Raw genomic sequence first — 18,053 nt, forward strand, 5'->3', positions numbered from 1 at the left:
TCGCGTGGCCTGGACTACGCCCTCAGGGGCAGCGAGACGGCCAGGCACCCTTCCTGGGTGCGCACCTCACGCGGTCCGGCCGACAGAAAGAGGTACTGCTCCCGCCCGCGCGACTCGCCTTCCACTTCCAGCGAGCCCTCGAGCAACATCATTCCCAGGCGCGGATCGCGGGCGCACGGCGCGTGCGCCGCCCCGGGCGCCAGGCGCAGCCACTCGCCCCCGTCCGCCCCCTGGGCCAGCCGCACGCCCGGCGTGGCCGCCTCGGTCCACGCCGACTCGGCCGGCACCGGCCCCGCGGCCCGCCGCGCCACCTCGCGCCGCAGCGCCACGAAGCGCTCCACCAGGGCGAGCATGTCCTCGAGCTGGAAGGGCTTGGTGAGCACCGCGTCCGGCACGTGGGGCGCGAGCATCTTGAGCACCTCCTCGGTGGCCGACGCGCTGACGATGGCCACCGGGAGCAGCCGCTTGCGCGCCGCCTCGAGGATCACCCGACCCCCGCTGCCCGTGTCCCCGATGCGCAGGTCCGTGAGCACCAGCGCGAAGAGCTCCTCGCCCAGCGCGCGCTGCGCCTGGGCGACGCTGCTCGCCTCGCGCACCTCGACCAGCTCGGAGATGAGTTCGGCCATTCCCTCGCGCAGCCCGGCGTCATCCTCCACCAGCAACACCTTCATCGAGGACCTCGCGCCTGGCATGTCGGCGGCTCATCGGGCCCGGGAGTGCCCACCCGCCTGGACGGGGACGACTCCTGGGATTCTTGGCCCTCCCCGGACTCGAACCGGGACGCGGGGTCAGCCGCAGCGGATTTTGAGTCCGCCTCGTCTACCAATTTCGACAGAGGGCCCCTTGGGGGCGGAACGAGCACCCGTATACATCGATGCCGCGCGGGACGCATCCGAAGATTGCGGTCCCCCGTGCTGATCGCTAAACGGGCGCCATGTACAACCTCCTCATCGCCCTCGGCGTGGGCCTCGCCATTACCCTCGGTGTCAAGCTCACCAACCTCGGGCCCCTCTGGGCGGGCATCATCCCGGGCACCATCGCCTTCCTGGCCACCTACTTCCTGCTCGCCCAGCGAGTGGGCAAGGAACTGCAGAAGTTGATGCTCGCCGTGCAGAAGGAGCTCCAGGGCCAGCCCACCAGCCAGAAGGACGCCCAGGGCCGGCTCGAGCGCGCCATCAAGATGCTCGAGGGCGGCCTCGTCTACGAGAAGCGCCAGTTCCTCGTGGGCCCCGAGGTGCACGCCCAGATTGGAATGTTGAAGTACATGTCCAAGGATCTGGACGGCGCCCAGCGCCACTTCGCCCAGGCGAGCAGCCGCAACTACATGGCCAAGGCCATGGAGGGCGCCCTGCACTTCCAGAAGAAGGACTTCGCCGCCATGAAGAAGGCCTTCGAGGCCGCCGCGGCCGCCGGCAAGAAGGAGTCCATTGTCTGGGCCGTGTACGCCTGGTGTCTGGTGCAGAACAAGGAGAAGGACGAAGCGCTCAAGGTGCTGGGCCGGGGCGTGGACGCCAACCCGAGCGATGACAAGCTCAAGAACAGCCTGTCCGCGCTGCAGAACGACAAGCGGCTCAAGATGAAGCCCTACGAGCCCTTGTGGTGGCAGTTCGGTCTGGAGGCCCCGCCCCCGCAGATGATCGGCGGCGGCGGCCGGCGGGTTCAGTTCACCCCGCGACGCTGACCCCTCCCTTCCGGGAATTCCTACCGGTCTCCATTCCCGAGAATACTGCAAGTCTTGCCTATCCGGGCGCGCGCTTCCCGCCCGGCTGATCGCAAGCCCCTGGAATCAGGTCTCTCTCGGGAGACGGTCTCCCGGGCACGTGGCTTGCTACTGGGCAAGGCGTCGTCCTGGGAGGGTGTTCCTAGGGACGAGGCGGCCGGGGGTCTCGGGTGGCGGAGGACATGGGGAGCTCGCCAGCGATGGCGGCGAAGGATGGGCCGGAGGGGGAGACCTCCCGGCGGGACGGCACCCGGGAACTCCGAGTGGCCACGAGCGGCCCGGACGAGGGAGCGGAGCGGATGATGCAGCGTCAGGACCGCCACGGCGAGAAGCCCTTGATCCTGGTCGTGGACGACGACCCGGGCACGCGCGAGAGCTTGTTGGAGCTGCTCTCGGCCCGCTTCGACGTGCTGGGCGCCGACAGCGGCCGCTCCGGGGTGGAGCTGGCGCGCGAGCGCCACCCGGACCTCGTGCTGCTCGACCGCTTCCTGTCCAACGAGGACGGGCTCACGGTGCTCGAGTGCCTGCAGCATGACCGGAGCACGGAGGCCGTGCCGGTCATCTTCCTCACGGGGGACTCGGACGAGGCCACCCTGGAGAAGTGCCTGGAGATGGGCGCGGTGGACTTCGTGCACAAGCCGGCCAGCACGCGCGAGCTCGTGGCGCGCATCGACCGCGCGCTGCGGCAGAGCGAGCAGCAACAGCGCCTGCAGCAGATGGCCCAGACGGACGCGCTCACGGGCCTGGCCAACTTCCGCGCCCTGTCCGCGCGCCTGGAGGAGGAGTTCAAGCGGTCCAACCGCTACGACTACCCCCTGTCCGTGGTCGTCATCGACCTGGATCACCTCAAGGCCATCAACGACGGCATGGGCCACGACGTGGGCAACCGCGCCATCCTGGCGCTCGCCAACCTCTTGCGCACCAACCTGCGCGAGGTGGACTTCGCGGCGCGCTTCGGCGGGGACGAGTTCGTCGCCCTGCTGCCCCACCAGACCGCCGCCGAGGCCGCCGTGCTCGCCGAGCGCATCCGCACGGGCCTGCGCGGCGTGAAGATCACCCGGGCGGACGGCCGCCCCGCGCCCTTCGGGCTGAGCGTGAGCGTGGGCATCGCGGATCACTCGCTGAGCAACCCGCGCGAGAGCACCGACGAGCTGCTGCGGGCCGCCGACGCGGCGCTCTACGAGGCCAAGCGCGAGGGGCGCGACCGGGTGGTGGTGCAGCACCCGGCGGAGCTCGCGGCTCCGCGCTCGGCACAGCGGCACTAGCTTCAAGCAGGACACACACCCCCAAGAGGTCCCGATGGACGGCGGCGGAGCGAGGGCGAGGATGAACGGTGGCAGGCTGGCGAGCGGCTCACGGGTGGCCATCATCGGGGGAGGCATCGCCGGGGTGGGCATGGCGACCTCCCTGCTCTTCAATGCCCGGGCCCGCGGATGCACCGTCGACGTGCGCGTGTATGACGGCGGCGACCCGAGCGCCATCGCGCCCCCCGCCGTGCTCACGCCCGAGTGCCGCTCGCGCCTGGCGGCGCTCGGCTGCCGGATTCCCCTGGAGTGGCGCGCGCACGAGTTGCGCGGCGTGGAGGTGATCTCCCACGGCCAGCGCGAGGTGGTGCCCGGCACGCCCGGCGGCCTGTGGGTGGTGGACGGCTGGCCCCAGGGCCAGGGCGGCGTGGCGCTCGTGCGCGAGATGCTCGCGGGGGCGGCCACCGCCCAGGGGGCCAAGTTCATCCAGCGGCGCGTGGAGCGGGTGGAGAACCAGCCCTCCGCGCCGGACGCGCCCGCGGCGGTGCGCAAGTGTGGCCCGCTCATCGTGCGCGCCCAGGGCAGTGGCGAGCGCTTCCACGCGGTGGCCCTGGCCACGGGCGCGGGGCCCTCGCTGGGCGACGCCTTCTTCCCGGGCTTCCAGCCGGCGCCCACCGTGGCCGCCGTGCAGGCGCGGCTGCGGCCCGCCTCGCTCCAGGCCCCTACCCCGCTCGCCCGGCTGTGGCTCTCGCCCCTGCCCACCGTGGACGGCCTGTGGCTCTTGCCCGGGGCCCAGTCGGTGTACGCGCTCGCCTTCGGCCCCGCGGTGACGCCCGCGGACCTGTGCCAGGCCCTGATGATGGCGGCCCGGGACGGACTCGTGGAGGAGGGCTTCGAGCTCACCGCCGTGGAGACCACGCGCCTGCCCTACGGGCCGGGCCGCACCCTCGTGGCCCCCGGCCAGCTCGCCGTGGGCGCGGTGGCGCTCGGCCACCCGCTGCAACTCGGCCTCACCGAGACGCTCGCCTCGTGCAGCCGCGCCGCCGTGGCCCTGCTCGACGCGGGACTGGAGAAGCCCGCCCTGGAGCGGCGCTACGTGCGCGACGGCCTCGCCGAGCTGCTCGAGGACGCGACGGCCGGGGCCCGCTGCATCCCCTGGCTGCGCCGCGCGGGCCGCCAGGCGCCTCGTGCCTTCCTCACCGCCCGCCTGCGCGGCACGTCCGGGGGCATGGGGGGCGGCGGCGTGCTCGGCCTGTCCGCGCCCACGCCCCTCGCCCTGCTCTCCAGCCTGCGCTGGGCCGGCATCCGCGAGACGCTGGCCTCCTGGGTGCACACCACCCTGGAGCCCCTGCCCACGACGATCCCCGCCATGGAGCCGGACCTCTACTACATCGTGGATGACGACCCGGAGCAGCGCGAGGCGATGACGCAGCTGCTGGAGTCCACGGGCGCGCGGGTGGTGGCCTTCGCGGACGAGCTCGCCCTCTTCTGCGCGGTGGCCCGCCGGCCGCCCACCGCCATCCTCCTGGACGTGGTGCTGCACTGGGTGGACGGCCTGCGGCTGTGCGAGGGCCTCAAGCAGCACCCGCTCACCCGCGACACCCGCGTGGTGGTCATGAGCGGCCTCAACCGGCCCCACGTGCGCCAGCGCGCGCTCGACGCCGGCGCCGAGGCCTTCCTGCCCAAGCCCGTGGAGCCCGAGCGCCTCCTGCGCCAGCTGCTCGGTCTGGTGCCCGCGGCCCCGGCCGTGCCGGCCCCGAGCGCGCTCACCGAGGAGTCGGGGCGCTACGCGTCCTGAAGCCCGGCATAGGGCGGGGGCACGAAGCGCGCCCCCGGCTCCTTGCGAAACCACGTCATCTGGCGCTTGGCGTAGTGGCGCGTCTCCTGGGCCGTCTGGGCGATGGCCTCGCGCTCCGTCAGCCGCCCCTCCACCACCGCGCGCGCCTGCACGTAGCCCACGCTGCGCATGGGCGCGGCCTCGCCATAACCCCGCGCCAGGAGCGCGCGCACCTCGTCCACCAGTCCCCGCGCGTAGAGCGTCTCCGTGCGCGCGTTGATGGCCTGGTAGAGCGCCTCGCGCGGCGGCTCCAGTACCACCATGCGAAACGGGTAGCGGCCCCCGGAAAAGGCGTGCTCCCGCCGGAACACCGAGGCGGGCTTGCCCGTCTGGGCGTGGATTTCCAGCGCCCGGATGACGCGCAACAGGTCCTGCGGGGGCAGCTTCGCGGCCGACTCCGGATCCACCTCGGCGAGCCGCCGGTGCACGGCCTCGCGGCCCTCGGCGACGGCGAGCGCCTCCAGCCGCGCGCGCAGCGCGGGATCCGCCCCCGGCGCCTCCACCAGCCCGTGCAGGAGGATGCGCAGGTACATGCCCGTGCCCCCCACGACGAACACCCGCCGGCCCCGCGCGTGGATGTCCGCGATGGCCGCGTCGGCCCGCCGCTGGTACTCGGCGGCGGAGAAGGGCTCCAGGGGCTCCACCACGGACAGCAGGTGGTGCGGCACCGCGGCGCACTCGGCCTCCGAGGGCTTGGCGGTGCCGATGTCGAAGTGCCGGTACACCTGCTGCGAGTCCGCGCCGACGATCTCCCCGCCGTGGCGCAGGGCCAGCGCCACGGCGAGCGCGGACTTGCCCGAGGCGGTGGGGCCGGCGATGACGGTGAGGACCGGCCGCTCCACGGGCGTCACGCTCAGGCCGTGGGCTTGGCCGCGGCGTGCAGCGCCTGGGCCAGCTCCGCGAGCTTCACGGGCACCGGCTCACCCCCGGCCATGGGCTTGAGGTTCGCCTGGCCACTCGTGCGCTCCAGCTCGCCGAGCACCAGCGTGTACGTGGCGCCCACCTTGTCCGCGCGCTTCATCTGGCTCTTGAGGCTGCCGCCGCGCGTGTCCAGCTCCACCCGCAGGCCCTCGCGGCGCAGCCGGCTCGCGATCGTCAGGGCCTCGTCCGCCGAGCCCTCGTCCGCCACGGCGATGAAGAGCTGGGCCTTCAGGCCGAATGTCTGGCCGCTCTCGCGCAGGAGCAGGCAGAGCCGGTCGAGCCCCAGCCCGAAGCCCACCGCGGGCACGTCCGGCCCGCCCAGCGCCTTGACCAGCTTGTCGTAGCGCCCGCCCCCGCCCACGGTGCTCGCCGTGCCCAGGACCGGGTGCGCGGCGATGAACTCGAAGGTGGTGCGCGTGTAGTAGTCGAGCCCCCGCATGATGCGGTGGTTGACCTCGAAGGCGATGCCCAGGGCGCGCAGCTTGCGCTGCACGTTCTCGAAGTGCTCGCGGCACGGCGTGCACAGGGACTCGAGGATGCTCGGCGCGGCCTGGGCGATCTGCTGGCAGCGCTCCACCTTGCAGTCCAGCACGCGCAGGGGGTTGCGCTCCAGGCGCACCTTGCAGTCCGCGCACAGCTCGTCCACGTGCGCGCGCAGGTGCCCCACCAGCTTCTCCTGGTAGGCGGGCCGGCACGCGTCGTCCCCGAGCGAGTTGATGTTGAGCGACACGTCGCGCAGGCCCAGCGCCTGGAGCAGCTGCACCACCAGGTCCATCATCTCCACGTCCTGGGCGGGCTCCTTCGAGCCGTACGCCTCGGCGCCGATCTGGTGGAACTGCCGGTAGCGGCCCGTCTTCATGCGCTCGTAGCGGAACATGGGGCCCATGTAGAACCAGCGCGTGAGCGGCTCCTGGTTCAGCACCGAGTGCTCGATGTAGGCGCGCGCGGCGGGCGCGGTGCCCTCGGGGCGCAGGGACAGGCTGCGGCCGCCCTTGTCCTCGAAGGTGTACATCTCCTTGCCGACGATGTCCGTCTCCTCGCCCACGCTGCGCACGAAGAGCGCGGTGTCCTCCACGGTGGGCGTGCGGGCCTCGCCGTAGCCAAAGCGCGCGAAGAGCTCGCGCGCCGTGCGCTCCACGTGCTGCCACACCTCCACCTCACCCGGGAGGATGTCGTTCATCCCCTTGGGGCCGGCGATCTTCTGGCTCACGGAATCTCCCCGATGCGACTGCCCAGGCGCACCACGGCCTCGGGCACCAGGCTCTCGGCCCACTTCACCCGGCCCGGCTCGAACAGCAGGATGACGGTGGAGCCCATCTCGAAGCGGCCCAATTCCCCGCCCTTCTCCACGGCGATGGCCGTGTCGTAGCGGTGCACCTTGCCCGGCTTGCCCTGGTGGGTGATGACGTCCTCGTAGGCGGCCTTGATGCGCGACACGCAGGTCGCGCCCACCTTCACCACGGCGCACTTGCCCGCCACGGTGTCCAGGTACGTGATGAGCCGCTCGTTCACGCAGAACAGCGACTGCTTGTTCTTCACCGACGCGGGATTCACCGGCCAGAACTCGCCCGGGATGTACGCGTAGCCGGTGATGGTGCCGCCCAGCGGCGCGTGGATGCGGTGGTAGTCCCGCGGCGACAGGTAGATGGTCGTCCAGGCGCCGCCGTGGAAGGGCTTCGCCGCCGCCTCGTCCCCGAGCAGCTCGCCCACCGAGTAGTGGATGTCCTTGGCCTGCAGCACCCGGCCGTGCTCGGAGTAGCCCACCTGGGACACGGCGCCGTCCACCGGGGACACCACGACCTTCTCGCCCGGATCGATGGTGCGCGCCCCCACCTTGAGCCCGCGGGTGAAGAACTCGGCGAACGTGGGGTAGTGCTCGAGCGCGTGCTCGGCCTCGGCCATGTCCACCTTGTACATCTTCGCGAACGTCTTGATGGCCGCGCGGTGCAGCGGCGCGGGCACGGGCAGACGCGTGGCCATCCCCACCGCCGTGGACAGGGCGGACTTGGGGAGGATCTGCATGAGCTTCATGAAGTTCTGTTCGTCCATGAGGAAGAAGGCCTCGGGGGGAAGAGGAAGGAAGAAGGGTTAACGGCCCGCGTCGCGCGCCGGCGGACCCATGCCGCCGTCCGGGGAGAGGGCCTGGAGCGCGCTCTTGGGCGCCAGACCGAGAACCTTGCCGTTTTCGATGATCATCAACTGGTCCTGGAGCGAGGCGTACTGCTGGCGACACGCCGGGCGCGCCGCCAATTCCCAGCTCTCGCGGATGCCCCGACCCTGCACCTGGAGCGACTCGCCCCGCTGGAAGCAGCCCGAGAAGCCGCTGGACAACGCCGCCACCGCGGTGCCAATGCCCGGCGCGCCGCCCGTGCCCGCGTCCGTCCCGGCGTCGGCCGCCTGCTCGGGGGGCTCGGGCGGAGGCGCGCTCGGCACGTAGCCGCCCGTGCCACCGGGAGGCATGGCGCCGGGCGTCCGGGCGCTCTCCCGGGCGGCTTCCTGCTCGCGCAGCTCTCCGCTCACGCGCTGCTTGCCCTCGTCGATGCGCTGGCGCAGCTCCCGGGCCGACGCGGCGTCCAGGCTGTCCGTGGGCACCTGGGCGAGCAGGCCCTCGATGGCCTCCAGCTCGGGGTCCACGAAGGCCTGGTCCCCCTGGGCGGCGTAGAGCTTGCCGAAGCGGGTCTGCGCCTCCACGTAGGCCTCGGAGGGCTGGGCGGGTTTGCGGCAGGCCAGGGGGGTGGCCAACAGGACGACGGTCACGAGGCCGGCGAGCTTCCGGCCAACTCGGGGGCGGTAGGGGCGCACAGGGCCGGTTTTCTACGCCATTTCCCGGCCCGCGCACCCCTTTTTCGCTCCGGCGTTGGCCTAGGCTCGCGCCCCCCATGCCCTCCCCCACCGAAGTGCTGCGCTCCGTGTTCGGCTTTCCAGGCTTTCGCGGCGGCCAGGAGCCCGTCGTCTCGCGCCTCCTGGAGGGCCGCTCGGTGCTGGCCATCTTCCCCACCGGCGCGGGCAAGAGCCTGTGCTACCAGCTGCCCGCGCTGATGCTCGAGGGGCTCACCCTGGTCGTCTCGCCCCTCATCGCGCTGATGAAGGATCAGCTCGACTTCCTCACGCGCCAGGGCGTGCGCGCCGCGCGGATCGACTCGACGCTCGGGCCGGACGAGCTGCGCCAGGTGTACGCGGACCTGCGCGCGGGCACGCTCCAATTGCTCTACGTCGCCCCCGAGCGCCTGGCCAACGAGCGCTTCCTCCAGACGCTCAAGGGCCTCCGCCTGTCCATGCTCGCGGTGGACGAGGCCCACTGCATCAGCGAGTGGGGCCACAACTTCCGGCCCGAGTACATGAAGCTCGCCCCGCTCGCGCGCACCCTGGGCGTGGAGCGCGTGCTGGCGCTCACCGCCACGGCCACGCCCTCGGTGGCGCGCGACATCGCCGCCGCGTTCGGCATCGCCGCGGGGGACGTCGTGCAGACGGGCTTCCACCGCCCCAACCTCACCCTGCGCGTGACGCCCACCGGGGGCGGCGACGCGCGGCGCGAGCTGCTCTTGCAGCGGCTCGGCGCCCGGGCGCGCGGCGCGACGATCATCTACGTCACGCTCCAGCGCACCGCCGAGGAGCTGGCCACGTTCCTGCGCGGCCACGGCCACGACGCGCTCGCCTACCACGCCGGCATGGAGCCCGAGGCGCGCCACGCGGTGCAGGACCGGTTCATGGCCTCCCCGGACGCGGTGGTGGTCGCGACGATCGCCTTCGGCATGGGCATCGACAAGAGCGACATCCGCGCCGTCTACCACTACAACCTGCCCAAGAGCCTGGAGAACCACGCGCAGGAGATCGGCCGCGCGGGACGCGATGGCCAGCCCTCGGACTGCGAGCTGCTCGCGGCCCGCGAGGACGTGACGGTGCTGGAGAACTTCACCTTCGGCGACACCCCCACCCCCGAGGCCGTGGCGGGTGTGCTCGAGCACGTGCTCGGCCAGGGCGAGACGTTCGACCTGTCCGTCCACGAGCTGTCCGGCACCCACGACGTGCGCCCGCTGGTCATCGAGACGCTGCTCACCTACCTGGAGCTGGACGGGCTCATCGAGTCCACCGGCCCCTTCTACAACGCGTACAAGTTCCAGGAACTCAAGCCCCTGGACGAGGCCATCGCCGGCTTCGACGCCGCGCGCGCGGCCTTCCTGCGGGGCGTGTTCGCCCACGCCGAGCGCAAGCGCACCTGGAGCGTGCTGGACCTGGCCACGGTGATGCGCGAGACGGGCGAGCCGCGCGCGCGCATCGTCGCGGCCCTCAACTATCTGGAGGAGCAGGAGGTGCTCAAGCTCCAGGTGACGGGGGTGCGCCAGGGCTACCGGAAGAAGGCCCGGAGCGTCGGTGCCGAGGCGCTCACCCGCACGATGCAGGAGCGCTTCCTCGAGCGCGAGGCGCGGGACGCGCGGCGGCTGGGCCAAGTGCTGGCCTTCGTGGACCACGCGGGGTGCCGCACCCGCTTCCTGCTCGCGTACTTCGGCGAGGAGCTGGGAAAGGACTGTGGCCACTGCGACGTGTGCGCGGGCGAGCACCCCGGCGTGCTGCCCCCGGCCCCGGACGCCGAGGCGCGCGAGGCCCAGGTGCGCGCGGAGGTGGCCCGCATGCGCGCCGAGCGCCAGGACGCCCTCGCCTCCCCGCGCCAGCTCGCGCGCTTCCTGTGCGGCATCACCTCGCCGAGCGCCACGCGCGCGAAGCTCACGCGCCACCCGCGCTTTGGCGCACTCTCGGACGTCCCCTTCCAGCAGGTGCTCGACCTCGCGAGGCCGTGAGGTCTCCCCCCTTCTCCCCACGCCACGTCCAGTGCTCAACTGGGCGCGCGGCACGTGCGTGGGAGAAGAGGTCTCGATGTCTCGTGGAGTCTTGAGGTGGCTGTGGGTGGCGGGCCTCGCGCTCGCCCTGTCGGGCTGTGAGTACTTCCAGGACGAGCCGGAGGTCCTTCCCCCCGACAAGCCGGTGGTGACGGTGCCGCGCTTCGCCGAGGCGCCCTTCATCATCCCCCTGGGCGAGCCGCTCACCCTCACCGCGTACGTGAACAACCCGGACGGCTCGCCCGCCACGGGCTACGAGTTCTACTGGAACGGGTGGGATCCGAACGGCGGCGAGGTGAAGGCCGAGTTCGGCCACCCCGCGCCGGGCGTGGAGACGGTGACGCTCACGTTCCTGCGGGAGATCCGCCTGGACGTCAGCGTGACGGTGACGGTGGTGAACGCGGTGAACGCGGTGGGCGCGGCGGTGGCGCGGGTGCGGCCCGAGCGGGTCGTGGCCTGGGGCGGCACGACGCGCGAGGTGCTGCCCTTCCAGCAGGAGGTGGCCCTGCGCGTGGGCGAGGCACGCCCCACGGCCGCCCTGCCCCACGGCCAGCGCAACCCCGCCGAGCCCAACGTGCGCATCCTCGGCAAGGAGCCCCTGGGCTACGCCACCGCGAATCCCGCCATCGCCACCGTGGACGCCACGGGCGTGGTGCGCGGCGTGGCGCCCGGGCAGACGACGCTCACCTTCCAGAGCCCCACGGGGGCCACGGCCAGCATCCCCGTGCGCGTGCAGACGGGCGCGCTGGAGCCCGCGGCGGAGGGCGCCTGGCCCACGGATGGCGTGGGGCCCTCGGCCATCCGCTCGGACTACGGCGCGCGGCTCCTGGCGGGCAAGGACGCGGTGGACGATCAGCTGGCGGTGGACTCCCAGGGCCGGGCCTTCGCCGTCCTGACGGGGGGCGCGCGCACCGCCACCCTGGCGTCGCTGACGATCCAGTCGGTGCTGCTCTCGCGCTGGACGGGCTCGGGGCTCGGTGTCGAGTGGGTGAGCCAGCCGTGGGACGCCGCCGAGGATCCGCGCCTGGTCCTGGACGCGCGTGACGTGCCCTACGTCACCTATACCTCCCGGCACTTCGGGGACATCGTCGTGGCGGACCGCCCGGCCGAGGGCGCGCCGGACACCTGGCGCCACCGGCGGCTGCCCATGGACCTGGGGCTCGCGGCGGACGCGGGGCTCAGGCCCCCGCAGTACGTGGGCCGGCACGCGCTGTCCCACGTGGCCATGCTGCCGCGCGAGGGCGGCGGCGTGTGGATCGCCTGGTGGATGGCGGACCGCTTCGACGATCAGAACCCCACCTACCAGACCACCGAGTTCCTGGAGACGCCGGCCCAGTGCGCCGAGGTCATCAAGCTCGCGGAGGTGACGGACGACGCGGTGAAGACGCAGGAGGTGCTCGTGCGCTGGAACGGCCCGCCGCTGGCGGCCACCTGTGACGCGTACGCCCTCAAGTCCACGCGCACGGACATGCCCCTGCATCTGCTGCCGCCCGCGCCAGGCGAGCGGCTGCCCCGGGTGCTGTCCACCCACGACAAGCCCCTGATGCTCCACGAGTCCAAGGGCGGCACCTGGACGGCGCGGGAGCTGGCGCATCCGATCATCCGCTCCACGGGGTTCGAGGGCCCGAACTTCGTGACGCTCGTGCGGCCGGAGACGCCGGGCGGGAGCACGGTGCTCCTGAGCTACGACGCGCTCACGGGCGCGCTGCCCGCGGACGTGTCCTTCAACGCCCTGCCCGGCCAGGAGCCGCTGGCCTCCTTCGCCTTCGAGGGCGGAGACTCCTCGCGCCAGACGCTCTACTTCGGCTTCCAGTCCGAGGGTCGGCTGTTCTCGGGCTCGGGCTTCGTGGGGCCGCTCGTGGTGCGCACGAGCCTGGGCGGCTTCTTCAAGGACGAGCCCACGGGGCCCTGGGTCGCGCCCACGCGGGCCTACAACTCGCAGTGGAGCCTGGACTTCCCCATGCGGGGCCATGCCCACCGGGGCACGCGGCTGCACCTGCTCTCGGAGACCTCGAGGGGCGTGCCCCAGCTCCTCTCGCGCGGCCTGCCCCCGGCGGAGCCGCTGTCCACCGCGCCCGAGACGCGGGGCGCGCGCCTGGGGACCACGCCCGTCACGCCCCGGGTGTCCACGGCCCCGATCGTGCTCGCGGACGGCGCGCGCTACCTGCTCACGGACCTCGTCGACAGCTCCGTGCCCGGAGGCGTCCTGCGCTCGGAGGGGCCGGGCCAGCCCTTCGTCCCCCGGCGCGCGCGCATCGGGGGCGAGGCGCTCTTCTCGGCGCGCCGGCTCTGGCACTCGGGCGGGGGGCTGTTCCTGCTGGAGGAGCAGGGCTCGGCGCTGCGGGTCCACCGCTCGGCGGACCAGGGCGCGAGCTTCTCGGCCGTGAGCACCACCCCGCGCCCCGCCGCGCCCCTGGAGGCCGCGTGGGTGCATGCCGGGGGCTCGGGGCCGCTCTTCGCGATGTTCTTCGACAAGCTCCAGTCCTTCGACTTCCAGTGGGGCTTCTCCCCCAACGCCGCCACCACGCCGCCGACGATCGTCCCGGGCTTCACCGCGGCCGAGCGGGGTCGGCTGGTGGTGCTCCACGGCGCGCTGCTGCCCACGTCCACGGGCGTACTGCTCGCGGTGGACGCGCTGAAGAACGACGGCACGGGGAGCCACGCCCAGCTCCTGCTGCGCCAGTACGACCTGACGGGCACGCTCGTGTCCGAGCGCACGGTGGATCCGCTGCTGCGGCCGGGCATCTACCTGCGCGCGGAGGGCGCGGCGCTCGCCGGAGACGACACGCTGGTGTGGGTGACGGACAGGGACGTGCGCCGGGTGGACCTGACGACGGGGGCCGTCACCCACGCCGACCTGCCCGCCAGGAACATGCAGGAGCCCGTCCTGGCGCCGGTGCGGCTCGCGGATGGCCGGCTGCTCTTGCCCGTCACCGAGCGGGTGCGGCCCCACGTGCACCACGCGGGCTACCGGCTGTCGGCGGATGGGCTGACCTGGGGGCCCTTCCAGGCCCTGCGGCCCACGGGCGCGGACGGCCAGGCGGTGCTGAGCGTGGCGGCCGAGCCCGACGGGGGCACGCTCTTCGTGCTCGGCGACAGCGGGCTGATGATGGCGGGCGATGGCGAGGTGATCACCCAGGCGATCGTCCAGCGCGTCTTCCCCGTGCCCTGAGCGCCTAGCGGTTCAGCTCGAAGACGACCCGGCGGGACAGGCCCATGTCGTTGGTGATGCGCACCTCCACGCGGGGCCGCGCGTCACCCGGGAAGCGCTCGGGCTTGCTCCAGGTCACCTGGCTCGTGGTGGCGCCGGAGGACGGCGGCGAGAGCGTGCCCACCTGGGTCGTCCACTCGAAGCGGAGCGCCGGTGCGCCCCACGGGTCCATGGCGCTCACCTCGAAGGAGACCGAGCCGTTCTCGGGCACGCGGTAGGAGGACTGGGAGGAGCGCACGAGGCGCGGCGCCGTACTCACGCCCGCCGTGGATTTCACGCACAGGTCCAGCGCGCTCCGGGTCCGGCCGCCCCGCCCGTCCGTCACGTCGACGCTGAGCACACACGTGTCGCAGGAGCCATCGTCGGCGGAGGACTCCGTGGGGGTGAACACGGCGCTGGCGAAGGAGGCCTCGGCCCAGGTGCCCGGGCACGAGGCCGACCACTGGTAGCGCTGGGTGTCCCCATCGACGTCCCGGGTGCTGATCGTCACCCGCGAGGCCTGCCCCACCTGCACCGCCGACGGCCAGATCGACAGCTCCATCACCTCGGGGGAGACATTGTCTCCGCTCCCGCACGCGCTCAGCGCGCCCCAGAGGACCCACGACAGGGGGACGACCCACCACTCACGGCGACAAGACATGCGACCCTTTCCCGGCGCGAGCGCGCCACTGAAGGGAGCCACCTGCCCCATAGCCTATGCAGGTTTTCGCTCGCCCAGGGCAAGCCACCGCGCGAAGGCGAGCCGCTCGTTGCGCAGGCCATCCTTTCCTCCGTCTTCGAGGAGGTGGGCCAGGGTGGGCAACACCACGGGCCGGAGGATGACCCGTCCCCGGCGGGCCCCATGGACGACGTCGCGCACGTCGATGACCTGTTCCCGGGCGTCGGGGGCGAGCGTGGCGTACAGCAGCGTGGCCGAGCCCAGGGCGTCATGACTCAGCGCGTAGAGGGAGAGCTGGTAGAGCATGTCCCGGGGCAGCGGTGTCTCCCACAGGTCGCGGTACTTGGCCTCGAGCAGGGCGAGCACCCGGGGCCCCTGGCGCAGGGCGAAGTCGGGCCGGGGCACGGGGGCGCGGCGCCCGAGGGGGTTGTGGGCCGGGGCGTACGCCATCATCCCCTGGAGGGGGAACTCCGGGTGCACGGTGTGGCCGGGCAGGTGCTCGGTGAGGAAGCGCGCCAGGAGGACCTGGAAGAAGCGGTTCATGTCGAAGAGGAAGCCGGGCAGGACATGGGTCTGGGCGGCGGCGTCCTCGGGCAGCATGCCGCCGGCGTCCAGGAGCAGCTGCAGGAGCGTCAGGGCGGGCCGGTAGGCGGCGGTGAGCCGATTGGTGTCGTGGAGCGCCCGGGCGAGGCGCCACGGCTCCAGCCGGACGGGCGTCACGCCGCGCAGGCCCGTGTCGAGCCGGTGCAGGCGCTGGCGCAGCACGGGCTCGTGGGTGAGCCGGGCGGCGAGCGCGAGGCCCGCCCGGAGCGTCTGGTTGAGGGGATGGTCCTCGAGGCGCGCGTGGTGGGTGCAGCGCAGGCGGGCCTGGCCGGCGTGGAGCGCCTGGAGGGAGGCCGGCAGATCGATGCGGCCCCGGGGACTGTCGAGCGTCTCCTCGCGCTGGACGTACCCCCGAGGCGGCCCCTGGCCCAGGAGCCGCTGGAGCTCGGCCTCCAACTGGTGGAGCAGCAGCGCCTGGAAGGCCTGGGGCGCGGTGTCCTGCGGCAGCGCGTCGAAGCGCTCGAGCGGACACAGCCCGTAGGCGTAGCGCAAGAGCGTGCGCAGGGGCAGGCCCGGCAGCTTGGGGCGGATGACGACGGCGAGCGCGCCGAGCCGCACGGTGCCCACGTAGGACGTGGCCTCCAGGCGCAGGCCCGAGCGCAGCTCCCGCACCCGGAGCCGACCCGAGCGGTGCAGCGTGTCCGCGAGCGCCCGCACCTCGGCGCTCGGCTCCAGGTGGTGGGGCGGCACGGGCGGGCCGTCCTCCGGAGGCCAGCTCGACCACTCGCGCAGCTCGGCGGTGATCACGGCGGGCCGAGGGCGCCGAGCGCGTCGCGCAGCGCGGCCTGGTGCTCGGGGGCGAACAGCTCGTGCCGCACGCGGCGGGCCTCCCGGTCCACCAGCACGTCGCCGAGCAGCTTCTCCAGGGCGCCCCAGTCCTCGTAGCAGTACTCCTCCAGGAGGGGGACGAGCTCCTCCTGCACCACGCGCGCGAAGCGGGGGAAGTCGCCGAGGGGCCGCTCGCGCTCCAGGAGGTAGGCATGGCCCACCTGGAGGTTGCGGCCATCGCGGCCCACGTGCGCGAGGATGCGCTGGTTGAGCGCCCGCAGCCACGGGCCGAGCGCGAGGCCCTCCACCTCGGCCTCCCCGAGCAGCTCCGGCTCCGGCATCAGCTCCAGGAAGGCGAAGCGGCGGCGCAGGGCCGCGTCCAGCAGCGCGATGGAGCGATCCGCCGTGTTCATCGTCCCCAGGAGGTAGACGTTCTCCGGCACCAGGAAGGGCGCGCCGCTCAGCGGCAGCAGCACCTCCCGGCCCCGCTTGCCCGGCTCGAGCACGGTGAGCAGCTCGCCCAGGATGCGCGGCACGTCGCCCCGGTTGAACTCGTCGATGACGAGGTAGAAGCGCTGGTGGGGCCGCCGCCGGGCCTCCAGGCACAGGCGCTTGAACAGCCCGTCGCGCAGGGCGAAGCGTGGGGGCCCCTCGCGCGGGCCGTCCGCCACGGGCCGATACCCCTCGATGAAGTCCTCGTAGCCGTAGGAGGGGTGGAAGCAGCACACGCGCACCAGGGGGCCCTCGGTGTCCGAGCCGCGCAGCACGGCCTCGCGCTGCGCGGGGCCCAGGGCCTCGAAGGGCCGGCCAAAGGCGGCGTGCGCGGCGAGCTCCCGCGCCGTGCGCTCGGCGAGGAACGTCTTGCCCGTGCCCGGGGGGCCGTAGAGCAACAGCTGTCCCTTGCGCTCGAGCCCCTCCTGGACGCGCCCCGCGAGCCCGGGCAGCGCCGGAAGCACATGGCCCCGGGCGCCGCCTCGGGACGGCCGGGGCCGCGCCTCCGGGGTGGGCGCCCGGACGCGCTCCAGGTGCGCCTCCACGGCGAGGATGCTCTCCAGCGCGTCGAGCTCCCGCAGCAGGGTGCGCTCGGTGACGGGGCTCTCGCCTGGCAGGGAGAACTCCTCCAGGGACAGCCACCGCACCCGGTGGCGGTGGGCGAACTCCGACGCGGGCTCGAAGAAGTAGGGGCCCTCCACCCGCCCCACCCCGAGCACCCGCCGGCCCCGCATGACGATCACCCGGTCGTCCTCGCGCGGCTTCAGGACGAAGTCGAAGAGCTGCTCGCGCACCTTGCCCTCGCGCGGCGACAGCCCTCCGCAGCGGCCCAGCAGCGAGCCCAGGGTCTTGAGGCCCTCCCGCGTGGGCTCCAGGCCGGACAGGTCTCCCAGCGCCCGGCCCTCCACCGCCACGCACGCGGCCTCGCGCATGACGGGCCAGTGGGCCGCGGGGCCCTGCCCTTCCAGCGGGCCGAGACACCAGTAGCGCGGGGGCGCGGGCGCGTGAGGGCCCCGCGCGTCCACGCTCAGACGCCCAGGAACAGGCGCTTGCCGAAGTTGAGCGCCAGCGAGGCGTCGAAGATCTTCTGCGCCGCGGACTCGATGTCGTACTCCACGCGCAGGTACTCCACGGTGCGCGCGCCCGTGTCGCAGATGACGAAGCAGGCCCGGTTGTCGTAGTCGCGGGGCTGGCCCACGCTGCCCACCGAGATGATGTACTTGTAGCCCCGGCGGATGCCGAACTTCTGGGCCACCACGTCGTGCACCTCGCCGTTGCCGATGGCGAACGCCTTGCACAGGTGGCTGTGCCCGATGAACGTCACCTCGGGCAGGTGCTCCACGAACGGGGCGAGCTCGCGCGCCTGCTCCAGCGCGAAGATGTACTCGTAGGCCTTGGGCTCCACGGGCGAGCCGTGACAGAAGCCCACGTCCCCGATGCGGTACTCGTACGGGAGCGTCTTGAGCCACTCCATGTTCTCGTCGGACAGGACGCCCGCCGACCAGTCCAGGGCGTGGCGCGCGGCCTCGTAGTAGTACGAGTAGTCCATGCGTCCGGCCACCGCCGCGTCGTGGTTGCCCAGCAGCGTGACCTCGGTCACCTGCCGCACCAGGTCACAGCAGGCGTTGGGCGAGGCCCCGTAGCCCACGATGTCCCCGAGCGACACGATCCGATCCACCTTCTGCTCTTCCGTGACGCGCAGCACCTCGGTGAGCGCTTCGATGTTCGAGTGGATGTCGGAGATGATCGCGATTCGCATGTGGA

14 protein-coding genes and 1 tRNA gene are annotated in these 18,053 nt (G+C 72.9%); 5 read left to right on the top strand and 10 right to left on the bottom strand.

Features of this window, described 5'->3' with window-relative positions; genetic code table 11:
* Positions 1–14: 14 nt before the first annotated feature.
* Together I3V78_RS23335 and I3V78_RS23340 are read right to left on the bottom strand one after the other, a co-directional pair.
* Positions 15–692: a response regulator gene (locus tag I3V78_RS23335; protein WP_239576548.1), complete on the bottom strand. Its 678-nt coding sequence runs from the start codon at positions 690–692 to the stop codon at positions 15–17.
* Between the two features lie 63 nt (positions 693–755).
* Positions 756–841, bottom strand: a tRNA-Leu gene (locus tag I3V78_RS23340).
* A 93-nt stretch (positions 842–934) separates the two neighbouring features.
* Between I3V78_RS23340 and I3V78_RS23345 the strand changes: the two genes are divergently transcribed.
* The 3 genes from I3V78_RS23345 to I3V78_RS23355 all read left to right on the top strand — a co-directional run bounded on the left by I3V78_RS23345 (position 935) and on the right by I3V78_RS23355 (position 4,762).
* Positions 935–1,681 (top strand): tetratricopeptide repeat protein, encoded by a 747-nt coding sequence (locus I3V78_RS23345; protein WP_204490656.1) that lies wholly within the window; start codon positions 935–937, stop codon positions 1,679–1,681.
* 341 nt (positions 1,682–2,022) lie between these two features.
* Complete coding sequence (locus I3V78_RS23350) at positions 2,023–2,985, top strand: GGDEF domain-containing response regulator (RefSeq protein WP_204496770.1); 963 nt, start codon at positions 2,023–2,025, stop codon at positions 2,983–2,985.
* A gap of 61 nt (positions 2,986–3,046) precedes the next feature.
* On the top strand, positions 3,047–4,762 hold the full coding sequence (locus I3V78_RS23355; RefSeq protein ID WP_204490657.1) for a response regulator: 1,716 nt from the start codon (positions 3,047–3,049) through the stop codon (positions 4,760–4,762).
* On the opposite strand, the gene miaA is transcribed toward I3V78_RS23355, so the two are convergent.
* From miaA to I3V78_RS23375, 4 genes are read right to left on the bottom strand one after another with little or no spacing between them, the layout of a single operon-like run.
* A complete protein-coding gene (miaA, locus tag I3V78_RS23360) occupies positions 4,750–5,643 on the bottom strand; it encodes a tRNA (adenosine(37)-N6)-dimethylallyltransferase MiaA (protein ID WP_338023723.1) in 894 nt (297 codons plus the stop codon). The two genes, I3V78_RS23355 and miaA, sit on opposite strands and share 13 nt — an antisense overlap.
* Positions 5,644–5,654: 11 nt before the next feature.
* The gene (gene hisS, locus I3V78_RS23365) at positions 5,655–6,902 is read right to left on the bottom strand and encodes a histidine--tRNA ligase (protein ID WP_239578267.1); all 1,248 of its coding nucleotides are present in this window, start codon (positions 6,900–6,902) and stop codon (positions 5,655–5,657) included.
* A gap of 26 nt (positions 6,903–6,928) precedes the next feature.
* On the bottom strand, positions 6,929–7,771 hold the full coding sequence (gene asd, locus I3V78_RS23370) for an archaetidylserine decarboxylase (RefSeq protein WP_204490659.1): 843 nt from the start codon (positions 7,769–7,771) through the stop codon (positions 6,929–6,931).
* Between the two features lie 39 nt (positions 7,772–7,810).
* Positions 7,811–8,479 (bottom strand): hypothetical protein, encoded by a 669-nt coding sequence (locus tag I3V78_RS23375; protein WP_338023724.1) that lies wholly within the window; start codon positions 8,477–8,479, stop codon positions 7,811–7,813.
* A gap of 122 nt (positions 8,480–8,601) precedes the next feature.
* On the opposite strand from I3V78_RS23375, the gene I3V78_RS23380 reads away from it, so the two are divergent.
* Positions 8,602–10,518 (top strand): RecQ family ATP-dependent DNA helicase, encoded by a 1,917-nt coding sequence (locus I3V78_RS23380; protein ID WP_204490661.1) that lies wholly within the window; start codon positions 8,602–8,604, stop codon positions 10,516–10,518.
* 76 nt (positions 10,519–10,594) lie between these two features.
* A complete protein-coding gene (locus tag I3V78_RS23385) occupies positions 10,595–13,729 on the top strand; it encodes an Ig-like domain-containing protein (RefSeq protein ID WP_204490662.1) in 3,135 nt (1,044 codons plus the stop codon).
* A 4-nt stretch (positions 13,730–13,733) separates the two neighbouring features.
* On the opposite strand, the gene I3V78_RS23390 is transcribed toward I3V78_RS23385, so the two are convergent.
* From I3V78_RS23390 to I3V78_RS23405, 4 genes are read right to left on the bottom strand one after another with little or no spacing between them, the layout of a single operon-like run.
* Positions 13,734–14,408 (bottom strand): hypothetical protein, encoded by a 675-nt coding sequence (locus tag I3V78_RS23390; RefSeq protein ID WP_204490663.1) that lies wholly within the window; start codon positions 14,406–14,408, stop codon positions 13,734–13,736.
* A gap of 54 nt (positions 14,409–14,462) precedes the next feature.
* On the bottom strand, positions 14,463–15,776 hold the full coding sequence (locus tag I3V78_RS23395; protein WP_204490664.1) for a 5-methylcytosine restriction system specificity protein McrC: 1,314 nt from the start codon (positions 15,774–15,776) through the stop codon (positions 14,463–14,465).
* A complete protein-coding gene (locus I3V78_RS23400; RefSeq protein ID WP_338023725.1) occupies positions 15,773–17,314 on the bottom strand; it encodes an McrB family protein in 1,542 nt (513 codons plus the stop codon). Before I3V78_RS23400 ends, I3V78_RS23395 begins: the two co-directional genes overlap by 4 nt.
* Positions 17,315–17,316: 2 nt before the next feature.
* Positions 17,317–18,048: a metallophosphoesterase family protein gene (locus I3V78_RS23405; RefSeq protein ID WP_204490665.1), complete on the bottom strand. Its 732-nt coding sequence runs from the start codon at positions 18,046–18,048 to the stop codon at positions 17,317–17,319.
* Positions 18,049–18,053: the final 5 nt, after the last annotated feature.

The sequence above is a fragment of the Archangium primigenium genome, assembly GCF_016904885.1.
In the GTDB taxonomy this organism is placed as follows: Bacteria; Myxococcota; Myxococcia; order Myxococcales; family Myxococcaceae; genus Cystobacter; species Cystobacter primigenius.